This is a genomic window from Nocardioides sp., assembly GCF_051876515.1.
In the GTDB taxonomy this organism is placed as follows: Bacteria; Actinomycetota; Actinomycetes; order Propionibacteriales; family Nocardioidaceae; genus Nocardioides.
In genome coordinates this window covers 1-19,706 of the sequence record NZ_JBJEHY010000250.1, presented here as the reverse complement: position 1 = coordinate 19,706, position 19,706 = coordinate 1, and the positions used below count along the sequence as shown (strand labels likewise).

The following is a 19,706-nucleotide window of genomic DNA, read 5'->3' as shown; positions in this document are numbered from 1 at the left end:
ACCCCTGACCCCCTGCATGCCATGCAGGTGCGCTACCAGCTGCGCCACACCCCCGGGGTCGGTCACCGACTCGCGGCGACGGAGGAACATTACCAACTACACGGTCCCGAGGAAAAATCGGGGCCCGCTCACGGGGAGTGCGGCGCCCCGAGCGGGGCGGACGGCCCGAGCTCGGCGACGCGGTTCCACGCGCGGATGCGCCAACCCCCGCCGCCGGCGACCGGGAGCAGGCCCGAGACGGTGTCGTCGAGGACCGCAAAACCACAGTTGTCGAAGGCGCCCAGCGCGAGACCCAGCTCCGGGACCCCCACGAAGGCCGGCACCAGGGTGCGCAGCACCGCACCGTGCGCGACGACCAGGCCGGTGCCGCCCTCGGGGACCGCCTCGGCCGCCTCGCGCAGCGCGGGAAGACTGCGGGCCAGCACGTCCTCGGGCGTCTCCCAGCCCGGGACCTCGCTCCCCCGGCCCGCCTCGTGCAGGGCGATCTCCTCGGGGAACGCCGTCGCGTACTCGTCCCAGGTCAGGCCCTCACGGTTGTCCCCCACGGAGAACTCACGCAGCCGCGGGTCCGTGCTCACCGGCAGGTCGCAGGCAGCGGCCACGACCTCGGCCGTCTCCCGCGCCCGGGACAGGTCGGAGGACCGTACGAAGGTCGGCGCGTACGCCGCGAGCACCGGGGCGACCCGGTGCGCCTGGGCGCGACCGACGTCGTTGAGGGGCACGTCGAGGTGCCCCTGCGCACGGTTCGCGACGTTGTAGTCGGTCTGCCCGTGGCGCAGGACGACCAGGCGACGCATCAGCTGGCGTCGTCGGTGGCGCCACCCAGCTGGAGCTCGATCACCGGGCAGTCGCGCCACAGGCGCTCGAGGCCGTAGAACTCGCGCTCCTCGGCGTGCTGGACGTGGACCACGATGTCGCCGTAGTCGAGCAGCACCCAACGGCCCTCGCGGTGACCCTCACGACGGATCGGCTTGGCGCCGGCCTCGCGCAGCTTGTCCTCGATCTCGTCGACGATGGCGCCGACCAGGCGCTCGTTGCCGGCCGAGGCCAGCACGAAGGCGTCGGTGATCGCGAGCTGTTCGCTCACGTCGAAGGCGAGGATGTCCTCGGCCTTCTTCTCCTCGGCGGCCGAGGCGGCCACCTGGACGAGGTTGAGGGAGTAGTCGGTGGCGGTCATGAGGTTTCCTTCCCAGCGCGGACCTCAGTGTCCGCGGCGGGTGAGTAGAGACGGTGCTTGGCGATGTACTGGACGACCCCGTCGGGCACGAGGTACCAGACAGGTTCGCCGCGTTCGGTGCGCTTGCGGCAGTCGGTGCTGGAGATGGCGAGGGCCGGGATCTCCACCATGGTCACCCGCTCGGCGGGGATCTTGTCCAGCGTGGCGGGGTCCATCGTGTAACCCGGCCGCGTGCAGCCGACGAAGTTCGCGAGCTCGAAGAGCTCGTCGGCGTCGCGCCACGTGAAGATGTCGGCCAACGCGTCCGCGCCGGTGATGAAGTAGAGCTCCGCGTCCGGGAGGGCGGCCTTCAGGTCACGCAGCGTGTCGATCGTGTACGTGGGGCCGTCCCGGTCGATGTCGACGCGGGAGACGGTGAAGCGGGGGTTCGACGCGGTCGCGACGACCGTCATGAGGTACCGGTGCTCGGCGGGCGAGACGTCGCGGTCCGCCTTCTGCCAAGGGTCGCCGGTGGGGACGAAGACGACTTCGTCGAGGTCGAACCAGGCCTGGACCTCGGAGGCCGCGACGAGGTGACCGTGGTGGACGGGATCGAACGTCCCGCCCATCACCCCCACGCGGCGCACGGGAGGCTCAGGAGTGCTCGCGTCCGCCACCGAACCAGACGACGCCCAGCAGGGCGATGGTGAGGATGGCGAAGGCGATGATGCCGACGAGGGGTGCGGGGATCGGGGCCTCGTGGGCCTCGGACGCGACGACGGTGAGAGCGCTCAGCATGGGCGTGATCCTACCGGTCCGCTCAGCGGACGTGTCCGTCGCCCACCACGACGTACTTGGTGGAGGTCATCTCGGGCAGTCCCATGGGGCCGCGGGCGTGCAGCTTCTGGGTCGAGATCCCGATCTCTGCGCCGAAGCCGAACTCGCCGCCGTCGGTGAACCGGGTGGAGGCGTTGACCAGGACGGCCGCGGAGTCGACGGCCGCGGTGAAGCGTCGGATCACCCGCTGGTCCTCGGCCACGATCGCGTCGGTGTGACCGCTGGAGAAGCGGCGGATGTGCTCGATCGCGGCCTCCACGTCCTCGACGACGGCAGCCGAGATGTCGAGGGAGAGGTACTCGGCGGCGAAGTCGTCGTCGGTGGCGGCCTGCACCCCGTCGTACTCGCAGAAGGTGGGGTCGCCGTGGATCGTGACGCCCTTGTCACTCAGCGCGTCGATCAGCGTCGGCAGGAACTCGTCAGCCAGGTCGGCGTGGACCAGCAGGGACTCGGCGGAGTTGCAGACCGACGTGCGGTGGGTCTTGGAGTTCAGCACCAGGCGCAGCGCCTTGTCGAGGTCCGCGGAGGCGTCGACGTACACGTGGCAGTTGCCCACCCCGGTCTCGATGACGGGCACCGTGGACTCCTCCACGACGCTGCGGATCAGCCCCGCTCCCCCGCGCGGGATGAGGACGTCGACCAGGCCGCGGGCCCGCATGAGCTCCTTGACCGTGTCGTGGCTGTCGGTGGGGACCAGCTGCAGCAGCTCCGGCGACAGGCCCACCGACTCGACGGCGCCGCGCAGGGCCTCGACCACCGCCGCGTTGGACGAGTGGGCGCTGGAGGAACCGCGCAGGAGGACGGCGTTGCCGGACTTGAGGCAGATGCCCGCCGCGTCGGCGGTCACGTTCGGTCGTGCCTCGTAGATCATCCCGACGACACCGAACGGCACCCGCACCTGGCGCAGCTCGAGGCCGTTGGCCAGCGTCGAGCCGCGGACCACCTCGCCGACGGGGTCCGGCAGCGCGGCCACCTGGCGCAGCCCGTCGGCCATCGCCTCGAGGCGCTCCGGCGTGAGGCGCAGCCGGTCGATGATGTTGGGCGGCGTCCCCGCGGCCTCGGCTCGCTGCACGTCCTCGGCGTTCGCGGCCAGGATCGCACCGGCAGCCGTGCCCAGCGCGTCCGCCATCGCGTGCAGCGCCCGGTCCTTCGTCTCCCGCGTCGCGACGGCGAGGTCGTAGCTGGCGTCGCGGGCGGAACGGGCGAGGGTGAGGACGTCGTTCATGCTCCAGAGCCTAGGTCGCCCGCCGACGGCCGGCGTCGCCCGTCTTGACGGGTGGCACCCGCTCCTCCTCCCGCCGGACACCGTCCGAGGGCGCACTGGTCCGGACCAGTGCGCATCGCGCGCGGCGCCGAGCGTGTCGCCGGCCCTCCCGGACGCATGATGACCTTTCCGCCCGAACTTTTTCCGTCCGGGTCGCGTCACACGTTTCACGGCCGCAGGGGGTGGCCGTACGACTCAGGAGGATCCTCATGTCCCGAACACTGCGGCGCGCACGCGTCTCGGCAGCGGTGGCGGCCGTCCTGGCCGCCTCCGTGGCACTCGCGCCGACGAGCGCACCAGCTGCTGGCCCCGACGGCACCGACGCGGCGCACACCGCCCCGAGCGCCCTCTCGGCCGCCATGGCGACCGCCGTGGGCCCGGCCGGCGGCCTGTGGGCGCCCCAGCGCCTCGACCTGACCGTCACCAAGAAGGGCGGCCAGCGGTTGTGGCTGCAGCCCGGCGCTCACTTCGTGGCGGGCGACGGGGCCGTCGAGTTCCGCTCCACGCGGCCCTCGTACAGCTCGCCGGTGACCACCACGTGGAGCAACGGCACCGCCACCGGCACCCTGCCGGAGGGCACGGTCAAGAACCTGGCCGGCTTCGACAACTTCGCCACCACCACGCTGAAGGACCGCACCGGCAAGGTGATCAAGCGGCAGAAGGTGCGCGTCTGCTTCGGCGAGGGCGCCAGCCGTGCCCGCCCCGACGCCCCCGCCTACTCGGGCTACCCGATGGCGGCCTGCGCCTGGAACCCGTACGCGCTCGGCACCGTGTCCGGACTCGCGCAGGGCTGGGCGGCCCCGCTCGACCTGTACGGCGGGATCACCGCCGTGCTGAAGCGCGGGCGCTACACGCTCTCCACCAGCCTCAACCCGGTGGTGGCGGACGCCCTCGGCGTCACCGCGGAGAACCGCACCCGGACCACGACCGTGGTGGTCAGCCGCCACGACCACAGCAGCCACGACCACCTGCAGAAGGCGCCGGGAGCGACCGGCCCGAAGGCCGCGAAGCGCCCGACACTGCGCCCGGCGGGCACCGAGCCCCGCAAGGCCTCCGACGGCACCCTCGCGGACCCGAAGCCCGACCTGCGCTCGCTGCCGGCCTGGCAGATCTCGCTCAACCGCAAGGGCACCCTGCTGCGCTTCGGGGCCACCGTGTGGAACGGCGGCGACAGCCCGCTCATCGTCGACGGCTTCCGCAACTCCACCGACGAGAACGTCATGGACGCCTACCAGTACTTCTTCGACGCCGACGGCACCCAGACCGGCTACCAGCAGGTGGGCGAGATCAAGTTCCACGGCGGCAACCACCAGCACTGGCACTTCCAGGACTTCGCCCGGTACCGCCTGCTCAACGCCGACAAGACGCCGGCCGTCACCTCGGGCAAGGTGTCGTTCTGCCTGGCCAACACCGACGTCGTGGACTACACCGTCCCCGGCGCCGACTGGAACCCGTACAACACGGACCTGTCCACCTCCTGCGGCCAGCCCGGTTCGCTGAGCCTGCGCCAGGTGCTCTCCTCGGGCTCTGGTGACACCTACGCCCAGTTCCGTACGGGTCAGGCGTTCAACATCTCCAAGCTCAAGAACGGCTGGTACTGGATCTCCGTCGAGGCGAACCCGTCCGGCCGCCTCATCGAGGGCGACACGACCAACAACGTGAGCCTGCGCAAGGTGTGGATCGGCGGCAAGCCCGGCGCCCGCAAGATCCGCGTCCCCAAGATCGGTGTGATCGACGAGTCGATGTACGGCTTCTGAGGCTGACGCTCCTCGGACACGACGAGGCCCCCACCGTGACGGTGGGGGCCTCGTTGCTCGTGCGGGTCGGGCTCAGCCCTTGCGCGCGGTGATCTGCTCGGTGGCGGCCGGGAGGACCGTGTGCAGGTCGCCCACGACACCGAAGTCGACCAGCTCGAACATCGGCGCCTCGGGGTCCTTGTTGACCGCGACGATGGTCTTGGAGGTCTGCATGCCGGCACGGTGCTGGATGGCGCCGGAGATGCCGTTGGCGACGTACAGCTGCGGCGAGACCGTCTTGCCGGTCTGGCCGACCTGGAACGCGTGCGGCATCCAGCCGGAGTCGACGGCGGCACGGGACGCGCCGACGGCTGCACCGAGGGAGTCGGCGAAGTTCTCGACCGGCTCGAAGTTGCCGCCGGTGCCACGACCACCGGAGACCACGATCGCAGCCTCGGTGAGCTCGGGGCGACCGGTCGCCTGGCGCGGCTGCGAGGCGATGATCTGGGCCGTCTTGGCGGCGTCGGAGATGACCGGCGCGAACTGCTCCACGACGGCGGCACCCTCGACGGCCTCGGGGGCCGCGGAGTTGGGCTTGACCGTGATGATCGGCGTGCCCGTGGTGACCTTGGAGGTCACGGTGAAGTTGCCGGCGAAGACCGACTGCGTGGTGACGGGGCCGGCGGCCACGTCGACGGCGTCGGTGATGACGCCGGAGCCGATCTTGATCGCCAGGCGACCGGCGACCTCCTTGCCCTCGAACGTGGAGGGGATCAGCACGGCGGCGGGGCTGGCCTGCGCGACGAGCTGCTGGAGGGCCTCGGCCTTGGGGGCCACCAGGTAGCCCTTGATCTCGGCGTCGTCGACGACGTAGACCTTCTCGGCGCCGTACGCCTTGACCTTCTCGGCCACACCGGCAGCCTGGTCGGCGGCACCGAAGAAGACGGCGGCCGGCTCGCCCAGGCGGCGGGCGATGGTGAGGAGCTCGTAGGTGGGCTTCTTGACCTCGCCGTTGGCGTGGTCGATGACAACCAGGACTTCAGTCATGTCAGGGCTCCTCAGATGAACTTCTTGCCAGCGAGGAACTCGACCAGCGCGGTGGCGCCGGAGCCGTCCTCGTCGGTGACGATCTCGCCAGCGGTGCGCGGCGGGCGGGCGGTGGACTCCTCCACCTGCGTCCAGGCCGCCGAGAGGCCGACCTGGGACGCGTCGACGCCGAGGTCGGCGAGCGAGTACGTGTCCAGCGGCTTCTTCTTGGCGGCCATGATGCCCTTGAAGGACGGGTAACGGGCCTCGCCGGTCTGGTCGGTCACCGAGAGCACGATCGGCAGGGTGGCACCGATGACCTCGGTGGAGCCCTCGTTGTCGCGCTTGATGCGGACCTGGTCGCCCTGGGTCTCCACGACGGAGGCGAGGGTGACCTGCGGCAGACCGAGGCGCTCGGCCAGCATGGCCGGCACGACGCTCATGCCCGAGTCGGTCGAGGCCATGCCGTTGACCACGAGGTCGACGGGGCCGATCTTCTTGATGGCCTCGGCCAGCACCAGCGAGGTGGCGACGGCGTCCGAGCCGGCGATCGCGTCGTCGATGACGTGGACGCCCTTGTCGGCGCCCATCTGGAGCGCCTTGCGGACGGCGTCCACGGCCTTCTCCGGGCCGACGCAGAGAGCGGTGACGGTGATCTCCTCGCCGTCGCGCTTCTCCTTGATCTGCAGGGACTGCTCGACGGCGTACTCGTCGAGCTCGGACAGCAGTCCGTCGACGCCGACGCGGTCGACGGTGTTGTCCGACTCGAACTGCCGGTCGGCAGTGGCGTCGGGAACGTACTTCACGCAGACAACAATGTTCATGGTGGTTGGCCTGTCGGCCCCTCCTGTGCACTCGATTTCGTCACGGCCGCAGACGGCGGGCGTGACCAATCCACCGGATGTGTCACCGTGAGGCTACAAGCGTGGTCCCGAGCACGGAACCTCCGCATCCGGTGGCCTCTCTCACAGTACCGCTGTCACCGATCCTCCGGCCCGGTGGTCCGACCGGTGAACCGGCGCGGGCGGCCCCCACCGTCCGGACCCGCAGGTCCGGGGTGTGAGGGCCGCCCGTCGTGCTGCTCAGGCAGCAGCGAGGCTCAGCGCTGCGCCTTGAACACCTTCGTCACCTTGCTGGCCGCGACCTGGGTGTTGCCGCGGAACGTGACCACCACGGTGTACGCCTTGGCCGTCGGCACGGTGATGTTGCGGGTGGCGACACCGGTGCACGAGACCGGCACCAGCACCTTGCGCACCGCCTTGGCGCCGACCTTCACCACGAACTGGGCCCGGGTGTCGCACGTGCCGCCGGGCGCCAGGGTGGCGACCTTGGCCTTGAGTGACAGCGTCTTGCCCTTCTTCGCGTGGCGGCCGGTCAGCGTGACCGTCGAGACGGCCTTGCCCACCGTCACGGTCGAGGTGTCCCAGCTCGCCCCCACCCTGGTGGAGTCGGTCGGGATGAACGTCGCCGTCACGGTCGCCTCCCCCGCCGACATCGCCGGCAGGCTCGCCCGCGCAGTGCCGTTGGTCACCGGGACGGTGACCGCGGTCCAGCCCGCCGAGAAGCGGACCTGCCCCGCAGCGTTGGGCGACACCGTGGCGCTCACCCCGACCGCCTGACCGGCGCGCAGGGTGCTGGCGTCCACCGTCAACGACGTGGTCGTGACGGTGATCGGGGTGGCCGCCGGGGTCACCGTGAGCGTGGCCGGGGTGGCCGCGCTCGCGGAGAACGCGTCGTTTCCGATCAGCTCGGCCGACACGGTGTGGGAACCGGCCGCCAGCGGCGGGAGGCTCACCACGGCCACGCCACCGAGCAGCGGCGCCTCGAGGACGGTGTCGCCGACCTGGACCCGCACCTGACCGGTGGGCGTGGTGCCCTGGGCGGTGACCTGCACCGTCGCGGAGACCAGCTCGCCGGCCAGCGCGCTCGAGGTGGAGAGCGTCAGGGCCGTGCTGGTCGCCTTGGCGCCGGCGTCGCTGTCGCGCACGGTGAGCAGCGCCGAGGTGGTGCTGGCCCCGTGGACGGTCCCGGAGGGCACGTACGTGGCCTCGACCGCGTACGAGCCCTGGGCGAGGTCGCCGGGCAGGTCCACTGCGGCCTGACCGTCGTCCAGCGTCGCCGCCAGGACCCGGCCGTCCACGGTGAACTCGACGCTGCCCGACGGGGTGCCGCTGGCAGCCGCGACCCTGGCTGTGGCGCGGGCCGCGGAGCCCAGCTCGACGGTCCCGGGGTCCAGGGAGAGCGACGTGATCGTCTGCACCCGCGAGGGCGCCGTCACCACGAGGGTGCGCGACGTCGAGGCGCTCGCCGCGTGGACCGTCTCGTCCGCGGGGACGAACCGGGCCACGACCGTGTGCTGACCGACCGCGAGGTCGGCGGGCAGGGTCACCGAGGCGCTCCCGCCGGCCAGCGCCGCGGTGCGTCGCGAGACGCCGTCGACGAGGACCTGGACGCTGCCGGCCGGGGTGCCGGCCGTCGAGACGACGGTGACGTTGGCCGTCGGGGCGGCGCCCTCGGCCACCTGGCTCGACGGGAGCGACAGGAGCGTCTGGGTGGGGGCGGCCGAGGCCACCTGCACCTCGACCACGAGGGTGCGCGACGCGGCCGTGCTCGGGGCGAAGCCGGAGCCGAGAGCTGGCGCGAACCGGGCGGCCACCTCGTACACGCCCTCACCCAGGGTGTCGGGCAGGGTCGCCGTGGCGCGACCGTTGGTGACCTCCGCGGAGACCTCCTCGCCGTCGACGGTGAAGACCACCCGCCCCGCCGGGGTGCCGGTCGTCGCCTGGACGGTCGCCGTCGCGGTCGCCGACGCGCCCACCACGACCCGGTCGGTCGACAGGGCGAACCCGGTGACCGTACGGACGGGGTCCGGGACGCTGGTGGTCAGCGTGGCGGTCCCCTCGCTCGCCTTCTGCTCGACGGGTCGCGCCGGGACGAACTCGGCGCGGACCGTGTACTGGCCGACGACGGGCGCCGGGAAGGTCCAGGTGGCGATCCGGTCGGCGACGGTCACCAGAGCGGTCTGGTCCCCCACGGTGAAGCGGACCTGACCGGCCGGAGCACCGTTCTCGGAGCTGACCGAGGCGATCGCCTTCACGGACTGCCCGACGGTCGCCTCGGACGGGGTGAGCGTGACCGAGGTGTGGGTCACCGCGGCCGGGCGGACCACCGTGAGGCGGACCGACGCGGACGTGCTCGCCGCGAACACCTGCGCCTGCGTCGGCACGAACCGGGCCGTGACGTCGTGGTCACCGATCTCCAGGCCCGTCAGCGCCGCCGACGCCGACCCGTCGACGAGCGGCGCGCTCACCTGGGTGGAGCCGGCGGTGAACACCACCGACCCCAGCGGCGTGGCGCCGTCGGCGGTCACGGTGGCGCTGACCGGTACGGCGGCCCCCTTGGACACGGTCGTGTCGGCGAGGGTCAGCGTGGTCGTGGTCGCACGGGCCTGCACGGGCTCGGCCATCGTCAGGCTGACCGGCTCGGACTGGCTGGCGGCGTGGACGCCCGCCGGGACCGAGGCGAAGGACGCGGTGACGCTGTGCGTGCCCACCGGCAGCGCCGGCAGGTCCACCGTGGCGACACCGTTGGCGACGGTCGCCGTGGTGCTGGTGCCGTCCACGGCGAAGGTGACCGTGCCCTGGGCACTGGCAGGCGTCAGCGTCGCGGTGGCGCGGACGACGTCACCGGAGACGCCCGAGGTGGTCGAGAGCTGCAGGGCCGTCGAGGTGGCGACCTCGGTGACGACGAGCTGCGCGGCGGCCGACACGCTGCCGGCGTACACGCTGCCGGTGGGGGTGAACCGTGCGGTGACGTCGTACGAGCCGGCCGTGACCTTGGGGAGCACGGCGGTGGCCGTACCGCCCGAGACGGTCGCGGTGACGGACTTTCCGTCGACGGTGAACTCCACCTGACCGGTGGCGCCGCTCGGCGCGACGGTGGCGGTGGCGGTGACGTCCGCGGTCGCGGTGGCGGTGGCCGCCGACAGCTGCAGGGTCGTCGTCGTCGGCTCGGCCGGCGGGGTGATGGTCAGCGTGACCGGGCTGGACTGGCTGGCGGCGAAGCTCGTCGGCACGGCGGGCACGAAGTGCGCCACGACCTGGTGCTGGCCGGGCGCGAGCCCGGTCACGTCGAGGGTGGCCTGCTGCACGCGGCCGGAGCTGACGGTGCCCTCACCGATGACCGTGCTGCCGACCCGGAACTCCACGCGGCCCGCGGCGGTCGACGGCGCGACGACCGACGAGGCGCGGACGACGTCGGTCGCCGCAGCGGTGGTACGCGTGAGGCTCAGCGTCGCGGAGGTCGCGGTGGCGGCCTTGGTGACCGTCAGGGTCTCCCCCGCCGACTCGCTCGCGGTGAAGTCACGCGCCTGGGTCGGCACGAACCTCGCCTTCACCAGGTACTCGCCCTGGGGCTGGCCGGGCAGCTGGGCCGTGGCGGTGCCGCCGCTGACGGCGACGGTCTCGACCGTGGCGCCGTCGACCTGGAACTGCACCTGACCCACCGCGCCTGACGGCGTGACGGTGGCTGTGGCGCCCACCGGGGCGTTCGCCGACGCCGGGTTGGGCGTCAGGGCCAGCGAGGTCGAGGTCGTGGTCGCGGGCGGCGTGACCGCCAGGGTGCTGGCCGCGGACGTGCTGGGCTCGTACAGGGTGGTGTTGGCGGGGACGAACCGCGCGGTCACGGCGTGGTCGCCGACCGAGAGGTCCCTGGGCAGGGCCAGGGTGGCCTTGCCGCTCGCCACGGTCACCGCGGGGCGGTCGACGCCGTCGACGGCGAAGACCACGGTGCCCGCGACTGTTCCTGCGTCCACCGCCACCGTGGCGGTCGCCGTGGAGGTGTCCGCACCCTGCTGGATGCTGGCGCTGCTCAGCACCAGGGAGGTGGTCGAGCGCGACACCACGTCGACCTGCGCGAACGTGGTGTCCTGGTCGGCGCTGACCGTGCAGCTGGCGTTGATGGAGTTGCTCGGCGACGTCGAGGTCAGCGAGTTGTAGATCTCCGTCTTGGCGCTGTACGACCGTCCGGTGGAGAAGGCCACGGTCTGCGGCGTGGCGGGCGGGGTCCACGAGAACGACCCGACGGCCGTGACGTTGATGTCCTGGTTCTCGACGATGACCGCGGGGGCGAAGACCACGGGGGCCGACACGGGGCTGCCCCCGTTCAGGAGGATGGTCGGGTCGGAGTTGCCGCCGATCCGCTTGGCCCCCAGGAGCGACACCGCGGTCTTGATGTCGGCGTACTTGATCACCGAGTTGCTGGAGAGGTTGACCGTCCGGGCCGCCGAACCGACGTACACCTTGCTCGGCAGGTCGCTGTTCATGTCCGAGGTGGTCGTCGTGTCGACGGTGACCCCCAGGGTGCTGGCCTTGCAGTTGGCCAGCGCGGCCTGGGCCGTCGTGGGCACCAGGGCCAGCGGGGAGGCCACCAGGGCCAGGACACCCACCCGGGCGAGGAAACGCTTGTGCATCTTCATCTCCGTCATCCGATCCGGAAGGACTTGGTGAACTGGGCTGCCACGTGGGACGCCGATCCCCCGTAGGTGATCCGCACCCGGTAGGAGCCGGTCACGGGCTTGGCGAGCTTGTCGTCGAACTGCACGAAGCCGTTGCCGTTGAGCGACCCGGTGTGGGTGGCCACCTTGCGGAACTTCTTGCCGACCTTCTTCTCGAGCACGACCTTGACCGTGCCGCTGGCCAGCGCCCCGTTCGCCGGGCGTACCCGGGTCTTGTGGGTCAGCAGGCGGTTGGCCTTGGACCACCGCTTGCCGAAGCTGATCCGCACGGAGTCCTTGACCACGGTGAGCGTGGTGCGCGCCGTGGCGGGCTTGCGGCTCTGCGGGTCACGCGGCAGGTACGTGGCGACCACCTGGTGCGCCCCGACAGCCAGGACCGGCAGGGTGGCGGCGGCGCGGCCGTTGACGACCGTGACCTCCAGGGCGGTGCTGCCCACGGCGAAGGTGACGATGCCCTGGGCCGCGGCCGGGACCTGGGCGACGGCCTGCACCCGCTTGCCGTACGGCGAGGAGGTCAGGTCGGTGCTCAGGTTGAGGGTCGTGTCGACGGGCTCGGAGACCGGCGGCTCGACCGGGGCGGTCACCACGAGCGGCTGGGAGGCGGAGGACCCCCGCACCGAGGACGAGACCGGGACGAAGCGGGCCACCACCTGGTAGTCGCCGACGGCGAGCGCCGGGAGCGTCGCCGTGGCGGCACCGTTGACCACGGTGGAGGTGACCGCGCGGCCGCCGACGACGAAGGTCACCGTGCCGGTCGGGGTGGACCCCGTGCTGGTGACGGTGGCGGTCGCGTCGACCGGACGGTCCGACGCGGTGGTCGCTGCCGACAGGCTCAGCACGACGGCGGTGGCGTCGCTGACCGACAGCGGGACGGCGCCCGAGGAGCTGCCCGTGAAGCGGGAGGCGTCGGCGGGCACGAAGTGGGCGACCACCTGGTGCTCGCCCGCACCCAGCGTCGGCAGGACCGCGCTGGCACGTCCCTGGACCAGGGTGCCGGACACCTGCTGGCCGTCCACGGTGAACGTCACCTGACCAGCGGGCTGGCCCGCGGTCGCGCTGACGGTGGCGCTGGCCGTGACCGCCTCACCACGCAGGACGTCGGCGCTGCTCAGCGAGACCTCCGTACGGGTGAGCTGCGCGACGGCCGGGGACACGACCAGCTGCACGGGCGCCGAGGTGCTCGCCGCGACACCGGAGCCCGACGGCTGGAACGCGCCGGTGACCGACCAGGTGCCCACAGCCAGCGACGGCAGGGTCACGGTCGCCTCGCCGCCACTGATGGTCGCGGTCAGGCTGGTCGACTCGCTGCCCGACTCCGCACGGAAGACGACCTGACCGGCCGCGGCCAGTCCGGGGACGGCCACGGAGGCGGTCGCCTGGACGGGCTGGCCCTGCTCGGCCGCGTTGCGGCTGAGCGTCACGACAGTGGTGGACGCCACGGCGACCGGCCCCGCGACGACCTGCAGGGTGCGGGTGTCGGTGCTGCTGCGCAGGTTGCTGCCGGCAGCGGGGACGAAGGTGGCGAGCACCGGGTGGCTGCCCAGCGCGTTGACCGCAGGGAGCGAGACGACGCCCACGCCGGAGGTGATCGCGACGGTCTCGCTCGAGCCGTTGACCGTCACCGTGGCGGTGCCGTTGGCCTCACCGGACGCGGCCGCGACCTCGACGCGGGCCTCCGCACGCTGCCCGGCCGCGACCGGGTTGCGGAGCAGGACCAGCGTCGTCACGGTCGCCTCGGCCGGGGCCTGGGTCACCGTGAGGGACACCGGGGTGGCGATGCTGCTGGAGAAGCGGAGCGGGTCGTCAGAGGTGTACGAGGCCCGCACGGTGTGCGAACCGGCCACCAGCGCCGGAAGAGGCGCCTCGGCGACGCCGCCGATCACGGGCGCGCTGACTGAGTCGCTCCCCACGGAGAAGGTCACCGTGCCGGTCGGACGGCCGTAGTCGCTGGACACCTCGGCCGTGGCGACCACGGGCTGCGAGGTGGTGGCGGTGGTCCGGGAGAGGCCCAGGGCCGTGGACGTGGCAGCGGCCGGGCGGCGCTCGACCGTGAGTTGGCGCGTCTCGGAGGAGCTCACCGTGAACAGGGTCGCGTCGGCGGGCACGAACCGCGCCCGCACGTCGTAGGTGCCCACACCCAGCTCGGGCAGGTTGACGCTCGCCTCGCCGTCGACGACGGCGCCCTGGAGCACCGAGCCGTCGACGGTGAACTCGACGCGACCGGCCGCGCCCGCTGGTGTGACGGTCGCCGTGGCGGTGACCGAGGCGCCCTCGGTCACCGTGGAGCGTGACAGGGAAAGGGCGGTCTGGGTGGCCACGGCCGGCCGGGCCTGTACCGTCAGGGTGCGGGCCGAGGACTGGCTGTTCAGGAACGCCGTGGCGTCGGAGGAGGTGAACGAGGCCACCACCGGGTACTGCTGGACGGTGCTCGGGGCGGGGAACGACAGGACGACGCGGCCGTTGACCAGCGGGCCGGACTCGGTCCGACCACCCACGGTCAGGGACACCTCGCCGCTCGGCACGGCACTGCCGCTCACCGCGGCCACGTCGACGGTGGCCTGCACGGTGTCGCCGGGGAAGGCGGTGGACGGGCTCAGCTGGACCGACGTCGTGGTGGCGACCGCGGGGGTCACCTTGACGCTCAGGCTCTTGGTCGACGACGTGCTGGAGGCGTACCGGGTCGGGTCGGTGGGGTGGAACGTCGCAGTGACCCGGTACTCACCGATCGGCATGACCGGGAGCTGCACCGAGGCCGCACCGGCGGCCACGGGGACCGGGTACGACTCGAACCAGCCCTCGTCGTTCTCAACGGTGAACTCGACCTCGCCACCGGCCGACGCGCCGCCGGCGAACACCTGCGCGCTCAACGTCGCCCGCTCGGTGGGCTTGACCGTGTCGGGCTGCACCTGCAGCACCGTCTGGGTCTCAGTGGCCGGGGCGGTCACCTCGATGGTGCGCTCACCGGACTCCGAGGCCAGGAACTGGTTGGTGTTGGTGGGCACGAAACGCGCCTTCACCACGCGGGACCCGACAGCCAGGTCGCTGAGGATCGCGGTCGCGACCCCGGCCCCGGAGATCGAGGCCGTGGAGACCACCTGGTTGTCGAGCAGGAAGTCGACGCGTCCGACCGGGACGTCGCTCGAACCGCTGGCGCTGACCACGGCCCGCAGCTGGACCGTCTCGGTCGTCAGCGCGGAGGTGGGCGCGGTCAGCGAGACGGACGTGGCCTGCGCGGCCCGTACGGTGAACTCCTGCGCCAGCGAGGTGCTGCCCCGGTAGTGCACCGTGTCGGAGGGGACGAAGGTGGCGGTGACCTGGTGCGCCCCCGGCGCCAGCACCGGGAGGGTCGCGGTCACCACGCCGGTGGAGTCCACCGGCACGTCGACGCTCTGGCTGCCCGAGGTGAAGCGGACGGTGCCGGCGACGGCTCCCCCGTCCACGGTCACCTTGGCCGTCACCCGAGCGCCGCTGCCCTGCTCGGTGTCGGCGATCGGGGTCTCGATCTCCACCTGGCTGCGGGAGATGACCCGGACGGTGTCGATGGTGTTGTTCTGCCCGTTGACCGGCGCGCAGCTGATCGTGTCCTTCGAGGAGACGAGGCCGTACTGGTTCGTCCAGGTCAGCGTGCCGCCGAACGCCCCTGCGCTCACGGCGATCTCACCGGGCGTGCTGGGGGTGAAGGTTCCCGCACTCCCGGAGCCGACCAGGGACCACGACGAGTTCATCCCGAACATGTCGTCGGGGTCCGGGTGGTCCAGGTTCAGCGTCGCGGTACGCGTCGCGTCGCCCATGAGGACCTTGAAGTCGACGGGTCCCTTGACCCGTCGTCGACCGTCCCACCAGTACGAGTAGACGTACCCGCCGTTGGGCAGCGTGACGTTGGCGCTCAGGTTCACCGGGACCGCGGCGTCACCGACGTACATCTCGGTGGGCGCGTCCGTGTCGAAGGTGGCGGCGAAGGTCTTGGTCCCCTTGCCGGTGGCGCAGGTGAAGCTCAGCTGGGCGCTGGCTTCCTCGGCGGCCTGGACGGGCGCGAGACCCGCGAGCGAGACCGCGGCGGCGGCGAGGAGGGTGACGCCGGCACGCAGTGTGCGGGCAGGGGTGAACGGCATGACGAACGGGCGCATCAGCGACCTTCCGGACCGGCTGCGGGCATGGCGCAGCGGACGACAACGGGGGCGGCGGCGGGGCCAGAGGCCCGGCCTGGGATCGCAGCAGAGGGATCCCGCATGTCGTGAGCAGCCCGAGTCACACCTACGACGAGAAGCTTGTGGGCGCCGGAATCCTCCGGGCGCACCAGGAGCGGGCCGGCCGAGGCCGACCCGCTCCCGAGAGACGTCAGATCAGCGGACGGTGACCGTGGTCTTGCCGGAAGAGGCCTTGTACCCGGTACCCGCGGCCAGCTTGGCCTCGATCGTGTACTTGCCCTTCTTCTTGATCTTGGCGAACTTCACCGCGGCCTTGCCGGCCTTGAGGCTGACGGTCGACTTCTTGACGACCTTCTTGCCGAGCTTCAGGGTGACGGTGACCTTGCCGGTCTTGGTGCCGGTGACGGCGACGTTGGCCTGGATGGTCTTCTTGGCCTTGACGTACTTGCCGGTGACCTTGGTCTTGGTGGCGACGGCCACCGCGGCGGTGTTCTCGTAGGTGTCGACGGTCATGTCCTGGCCGGCGTCCGCGGCGCAGACGAGGTCGAACGGCTGGACCGTGTCGTCCGCCTTGGTGATCGCCAGCGACACCTCGAAGCCGCCGACCTCGATCTTGCTGGTGGTGCCGGCGGCGCCACCCTTGATCGAACCCAGCGAGCCGGTGACCGGCACCGCGAGCGCCGAGCCGGGGGTCGTGGGCACGTCGGTCTCGGTCAGCGTGACCGTCTGGACGGAGTTCACGCCGTCCACGAGGACGTTGATCTTGGCGGTGCCGCTGACCTTCTTGCCGGTGAGGGCGTCACGCAGCAGGTCGGTGGTGGCGCCGTCGACCGTGACGGAGGTGCCCGTCAGGGCGATCGCCTTGGTGGATCCGCTGGGCAGCGTCGCCGGAGCGTCGGTGTCAGCGTTCATCGTCAGCTCGGGCGTGAAGATCGGCGGGTCGCCCACCGGGCACTTGTAGGCGATGGGGGCCGACGCGGCCGTGGCCGGAGCGGCGAGAAGAGCCGTGCCGCCCAGCACCAGCGCGGACGCACCAGCAACAGCCGCAGCGCGGAACTTCTTCGAGTAGGTGGATGCCATGTGAGTTTCCCTCCCAAGAAACTGACACGTCCCGCGCGATCCCTCCCGAGAACCGCGGAGACGTTGAAATTGTGACACTGAGTTGCACACCCGGTAACGCCCGGTGCGTGTGGCGCCACGGTACACACGTACTCGCGGTATGACTAGTGTCACAACGAAGCATCCGAGAAAAGTCTCAGGATGTGGTCCCCGTCACGAAGGGCCCCGGAGGCACCGCTCAGCGGGGCCCGACGAGGCGGCTCAGCAGGGCCCCGCCGCCCAGGAGCACGGCGCAACCCAGCGCCCCGTTGACGAGTGCTGAGTGCACCCGTCCCCACTCCCCGTCGAGGCTGAACAGCCCTCCCGTCGGCGAGGCGACACCCAGGCCCACGGCGTCCGCCGCGGCGATGCTCCACCGGACCAGGTCGATGGAGGTGTCGGCCTGCAGGGCCACCAGCAGGACGCCGACGGCCAGCACGACGGCGGCCGCCGCGCAGGCCCACCACAGGACCTGCGCGGCCAGCGCGCGTACGAGTCTCACGAGATGGTGTCCCCCGTGCGGCGCCGGCTCAGCGGCCGACGAAGGTCGCCTTGCCCGGACCGTTCTCGACGAACGACCGCAGGCCGCCGACACCGTCCTCGGTGGCGAAGAGCGCGGCGAACTGCTGACGCTCGATCTCCAGCCCCGTGTCGAGGTCGACCTCCAGGCCGCGGTCGATGCTCTCCTTGGCCGCACGCACGGCCAGCGAGGCGGCACCGGAGAACTGCCTGGCCCACTCCACGGCCTTGGCGTACACCTCCTCGGCGGGGTGCAGCTGGTCGACGAGCCCGATCTCGAGCGCCTCCGCGGCCTTCACGTGGCGGCCGGTGAAGATGATGTCCTTGGCCTTGCTGGGGCCGACCAGACGGCTCAGGCGCTGGGTGCCGCCGGCGCCGGGAATGATGCCCAGCAGCACCTCGGGCTGGCCGAAGGTGGCGTTGTCGGCCGCGAAGCGCACGTCGGCGGCCAGCGTCAGCTCGCAGCCGCCGCCCAGGGCGTACCCGTTGACGGCCGCGATGACGGGCTTGGGGATGCGGGCGACAGCGGTGACGGCCGACGAGACAGAGGCGGAGGCCTTGACCATGTCGGCGTACGACATCTCGGCCATCTCCTTGACGTCGTTGCCGGCGGCGAAGACGCGCTCCCCACCCCACAGCACCACGGCCCGCACGTCGTCGCGCTCGGTCACCTCGGCCGCCGCGGCACGCAGCTCGGCCTGCACCTGGAAGCTGATCGCGTTCATCTTGGGACGGTCCAGCCGCAGCGTCGCGACCCCGTCGGCCACCTCGATGTGCACGAACTCCATGACTGCTTCCTCTCGCTCGTCCGGGGCGCGGCAGCGGCCGCGCTGTCGTGGACACGCCGACGGTCCACGCCTCGCATTCTGCCCGTCACCCACCGGTGGGGCGACAATGGGCCGGTGACTCCGGGAATCTGGAAGCGACAGGGCGAGAGCACCGCGGTGTGGCCGGGACGGAACTGGCCCTTGGGGGCCACCTGGTCTCCCGTCTCCACCAACTTCGCCGTCTACGCACCCCGCGCGACCCGTGCCTGGATCTGCCTCTTCGACGAGGACGACGTCGAGACCCGTCACGAAATGACCGAGATGTCCCTGGGCATCTGGTCGGGCGCGCTGCCCGGCGTCGAGCCCGGCACCCGCTACGGCTACCGCACTGACGGCCCGTGGGACCCCGATGCCGGCCTGCGGTTCAACCCGGCCAAGCTGCTGCTCGACCCGTACGGGCGGGCCGTGTCGGGCGGCCTGGACCCCGTGCCGGCCACCTTCGCCCACCGGCTCGACGCCCCGGCCGAGCGCAACGACGAGGACTCGGCGCCGTACGTGCCGCGCAGCGTGGTGGTGCACGACGAGTTCGACTGGGGCGACGACGTCAAGCACGGCCGGCGCTGGCGCGACACGGTCGTCTACGAGGTCCACGTCAAGGGCATGACCGCACTGCACGACCGGGTCCCGGAGGAGCTGCGGGGCACGTACGCCGGGCTCGCCTCACCCGCCGTGCTGGAGTACCTCACCGACCTCGGCGTCACCGCCGTGGAACTGCTGCCGGTCCACCAGTTCGTCTCCGAGCCGGGCGTCACCGAGCGCGGCCTGACCAACTACTGGGGCTACAACACGATCGGCTTCTTCGCCCCGCACAACGCGTACAGCGCCAGCGGCGACCGCGGCGGGCAGGTGCGCGAGTTCAAGGAGATGGTGAAGGCCTTCCACGCCGCCGGCATGGAGGTCTACCTCGACGTCGTCTACAACCACACCGCCGAGGCCGGGCCGGGCGGGGTGAGCCTGTCGTTCCGCGGGCTGGACGACCTGGGGTTCTACCGGCGCTCCATCCCCCGCACCGGCACCCACGCCGCCGTCAACCCCGACGAGCCGGAGCCCGGCGAGGGCCCCGACCACTACTGGGACGTCACCGGCTGCGGCAACACCGTCAACGCCTCGCACACCCAGACGCTGCGCCTCATCCTGGACTCGCTGCGCTACTGGGTCACCGAGATGCACGTGGACGGGTTCCGCTTCGACCTCGCCAGCGCTCTCACCCGCACCGACCAGGTCGTCGACATGCGCAGCCACCTGCTGACCGCGATCGGGCAGGACCCGGTGCTGCGGCACGTGAAGCTGATCGCCGAGCCGTGGGACGCCTCGATGGACGGCTACCGCGTCGGCCAGTTCCCGCCGCCGTGGGTGGAGTGGAACGACCAGTTCCGCGACACCGTGCGGGACTTCTGGCGCGGCCACTCGGCCGGTGTCCGCGAGGTCGCCACCCGGGTGGCGGGCTCCTCCGACCTGTACGCCGACGACGGCCGCAGCCCGTACGCCTCGATCAACTTCGTCACCGCCCACGACGGCTTCACCCTGCGCGACCTGGTCTCGTACGACGAGAAGCACAACGAGGACAACGGCGAGGACAA

General features: G+C 71.7%; 14 protein-coding genes. 2 read left to right on the top strand and 12 right to left on the bottom strand.

Features of this window, described 5'->3' with window-relative positions; genetic code table 11:
• Positions 1–128 precede the first annotated feature (128 nt).
• From ACI379_RS17425 to ACI379_RS17405, 5 genes are read right to left on the bottom strand one after another with little or no spacing between them, the layout of a single operon-like run.
• Positions 129–797: a histidine phosphatase family protein gene (locus ACI379_RS17425; protein ID WP_439793409.1), complete on the bottom strand. Its 669-nt coding sequence runs from the start codon at positions 795–797 to the stop codon at positions 129–131.
• The gene (gene rsfS / locus ACI379_RS17420; protein WP_439793408.1) at positions 797–1,177 is read right to left on the bottom strand and encodes a ribosome silencing factor; all 381 of its coding nucleotides are present in this window, start codon (positions 1,175–1,177) and stop codon (positions 797–799) included. The genes ACI379_RS17425 and rsfS overlap by 1 nt, the downstream gene beginning before the upstream one ends.
• Positions 1,174–1,833 carry a nicotinate-nucleotide adenylyltransferase gene (nadD, locus tag ACI379_RS17415; protein WP_439793407.1) on the bottom strand — a complete coding sequence of 220 codons (660 nt, stop codon included), beginning with the start codon at positions 1,831–1,833 and terminating at the stop codon, positions 1,174–1,176. The genes rsfS and nadD overlap by 4 nt, the downstream gene beginning before the upstream one ends.
• The gene (locus ACI379_RS17410) at positions 1,811–1,954 is read right to left on the bottom strand and encodes a hypothetical protein (RefSeq protein WP_439793406.1); all 144 of its coding nucleotides are present in this window, start codon (positions 1,952–1,954) and stop codon (positions 1,811–1,813) included. The genes nadD and ACI379_RS17410 overlap by 23 nt, the downstream gene beginning before the upstream one ends.
• A gap of 22 nt (positions 1,955–1,976) precedes the next feature.
• The gene (locus ACI379_RS17405) at positions 1,977–3,218 is read right to left on the bottom strand and encodes a glutamate-5-semialdehyde dehydrogenase (protein WP_439793405.1); all 1,242 of its coding nucleotides are present in this window, start codon (positions 3,216–3,218) and stop codon (positions 1,977–1,979) included.
• Between the two features lie 248 nt (positions 3,219–3,466).
• Here ACI379_RS17405 and ACI379_RS17400 point away from each other — a divergent pair, with 248 nt between their 5' ends.
• Entirely contained in the window at positions 3,467–5,014 is a 1,548-nt protein-coding gene (locus ACI379_RS17400) for a lysyl oxidase family protein (protein WP_439793404.1), read from the top strand.
• A 72-nt stretch (positions 5,015–5,086) separates the two neighbouring features.
• Here the strand turns inward: ACI379_RS17400 and ACI379_RS17395 are convergent, their stop codons facing one another.
• The 7 genes from ACI379_RS17395 to ACI379_RS17365 form a co-directional block, all read right to left on the bottom strand.
• Entirely contained in the window at positions 5,087–6,040 is a 954-nt protein-coding gene (locus ACI379_RS17395) for an electron transfer flavoprotein subunit alpha/FixB family protein (RefSeq protein WP_439793403.1), read from the bottom strand.
• Between the two features lie 11 nt (positions 6,041–6,051).
• The gene (locus tag ACI379_RS17390; RefSeq protein ID WP_439793402.1) at positions 6,052–6,825 is read right to left on the bottom strand and encodes an electron transfer flavoprotein subunit beta/FixA family protein; all 774 of its coding nucleotides are present in this window, start codon (positions 6,823–6,825) and stop codon (positions 6,052–6,054) included.
• 293 nt (positions 6,826–7,118) lie between these two features.
• Entirely contained in the window at positions 7,119–11,495 is a 4,377-nt protein-coding gene (locus ACI379_RS17385) for a beta strand repeat-containing protein (protein WP_439793401.1), read from the bottom strand.
• Between the two features lie 5 nt (positions 11,496–11,500).
• Entirely contained in the window at positions 11,501–15,661 is a 4,161-nt protein-coding gene (locus tag ACI379_RS17380) for an Ig-like domain repeat protein (protein WP_439793400.1), read from the bottom strand.
• Positions 15,662–15,877: 216 nt separating this feature from the next.
• Complete coding sequence (locus ACI379_RS17375) at positions 15,878–16,762, bottom strand: hypothetical protein (protein ID WP_439793399.1); 885 nt, start codon at positions 16,760–16,762, stop codon at positions 15,878–15,880.
• Positions 16,763–16,979: 217 nt separating this feature from the next.
• A complete protein-coding gene (locus ACI379_RS17370; RefSeq protein ID WP_439793398.1) occupies positions 16,980–17,282 on the bottom strand; it encodes a hypothetical protein in 303 nt (100 codons plus the stop codon).
• 28 nt (positions 17,283–17,310) lie between these two features.
• Complete coding sequence (locus ACI379_RS17365) at positions 17,311–18,087, bottom strand: enoyl-CoA hydratase/isomerase family protein (RefSeq protein WP_439793397.1); 777 nt, start codon at positions 18,085–18,087, stop codon at positions 17,311–17,313.
• Between the two features lie 114 nt (positions 18,088–18,201).
• Between ACI379_RS17365 and glgX the strand changes: the two genes are divergently transcribed.
• On the top strand, positions 18,202–19,706 hold a 1,505-nt coding region (gene glgX / locus ACI379_RS17360), incomplete at its 3' end, for a glycogen debranching protein GlgX (RefSeq protein WP_439793396.1).

Bases quoted from the DNA above. Each gene is read 5' to 3' on its own strand.
- ACI379_RS17425 (WP_439793409.1), bottom strand. From the start codon at position 797: ATGCGTCGCCTGGTCGTCCTGCGCCACGGGCAGACCGACTACAACGTC.
- rsfS (WP_439793408.1), bottom strand. From the start codon at position 1,177: ATGACCGCCACCGACTACTCCCTCAACCTCGTCCAGGTGGCCGCCTCG.
- ACI379_RS17410 (WP_439793406.1), bottom strand. From the start codon at position 1,954: ATGCTGAGCGCTCTCACCGTCGTCGCGTCCGAGGCCCACGAGGCCCCG.
- ACI379_RS17405 (WP_439793405.1), bottom strand. From the start codon at position 3,218: ATGAACGACGTCCTCACCCTCGCCCGTTCCGCCCGCGACGCCAGCTAC.
- ACI379_RS17400 (WP_439793404.1), top strand. From the start codon at position 3,467: ATGTCCCGAACACTGCGGCGCGCACGCGTCTCGGCAGCGGTGGCGGCC.
- ACI379_RS17395 (WP_439793403.1), bottom strand. From the start codon at position 6,040: ATGACTGAAGTCCTGGTTGTCATCGACCACGCCAACGGCGAGGTCAAG.
- ACI379_RS17385 (WP_439793401.1), bottom strand. From the start codon at position 11,495: ATGAAGATGCACAAGCGTTTCCTCGCCCGGGTGGGTGTCCTGGCCCTG.
- ACI379_RS17380 (WP_439793400.1), bottom strand. From the start codon at position 15,661: ATGCGCCCGTTCGTCATGCCGTTCACCCCTGCCCGCACACTGCGTGCC.
- ACI379_RS17375 (WP_439793399.1), bottom strand. From the start codon at position 16,762: ATGGCATCCACCTACTCGAAGAAGTTCCGCGCTGCGGCTGTTGCTGGT.
- ACI379_RS17365 (WP_439793397.1), bottom strand. From the start codon at position 18,087: ATGGAGTTCGTGCACATCGAGGTGGCCGACGGGGTCGCGACGCTGCGG.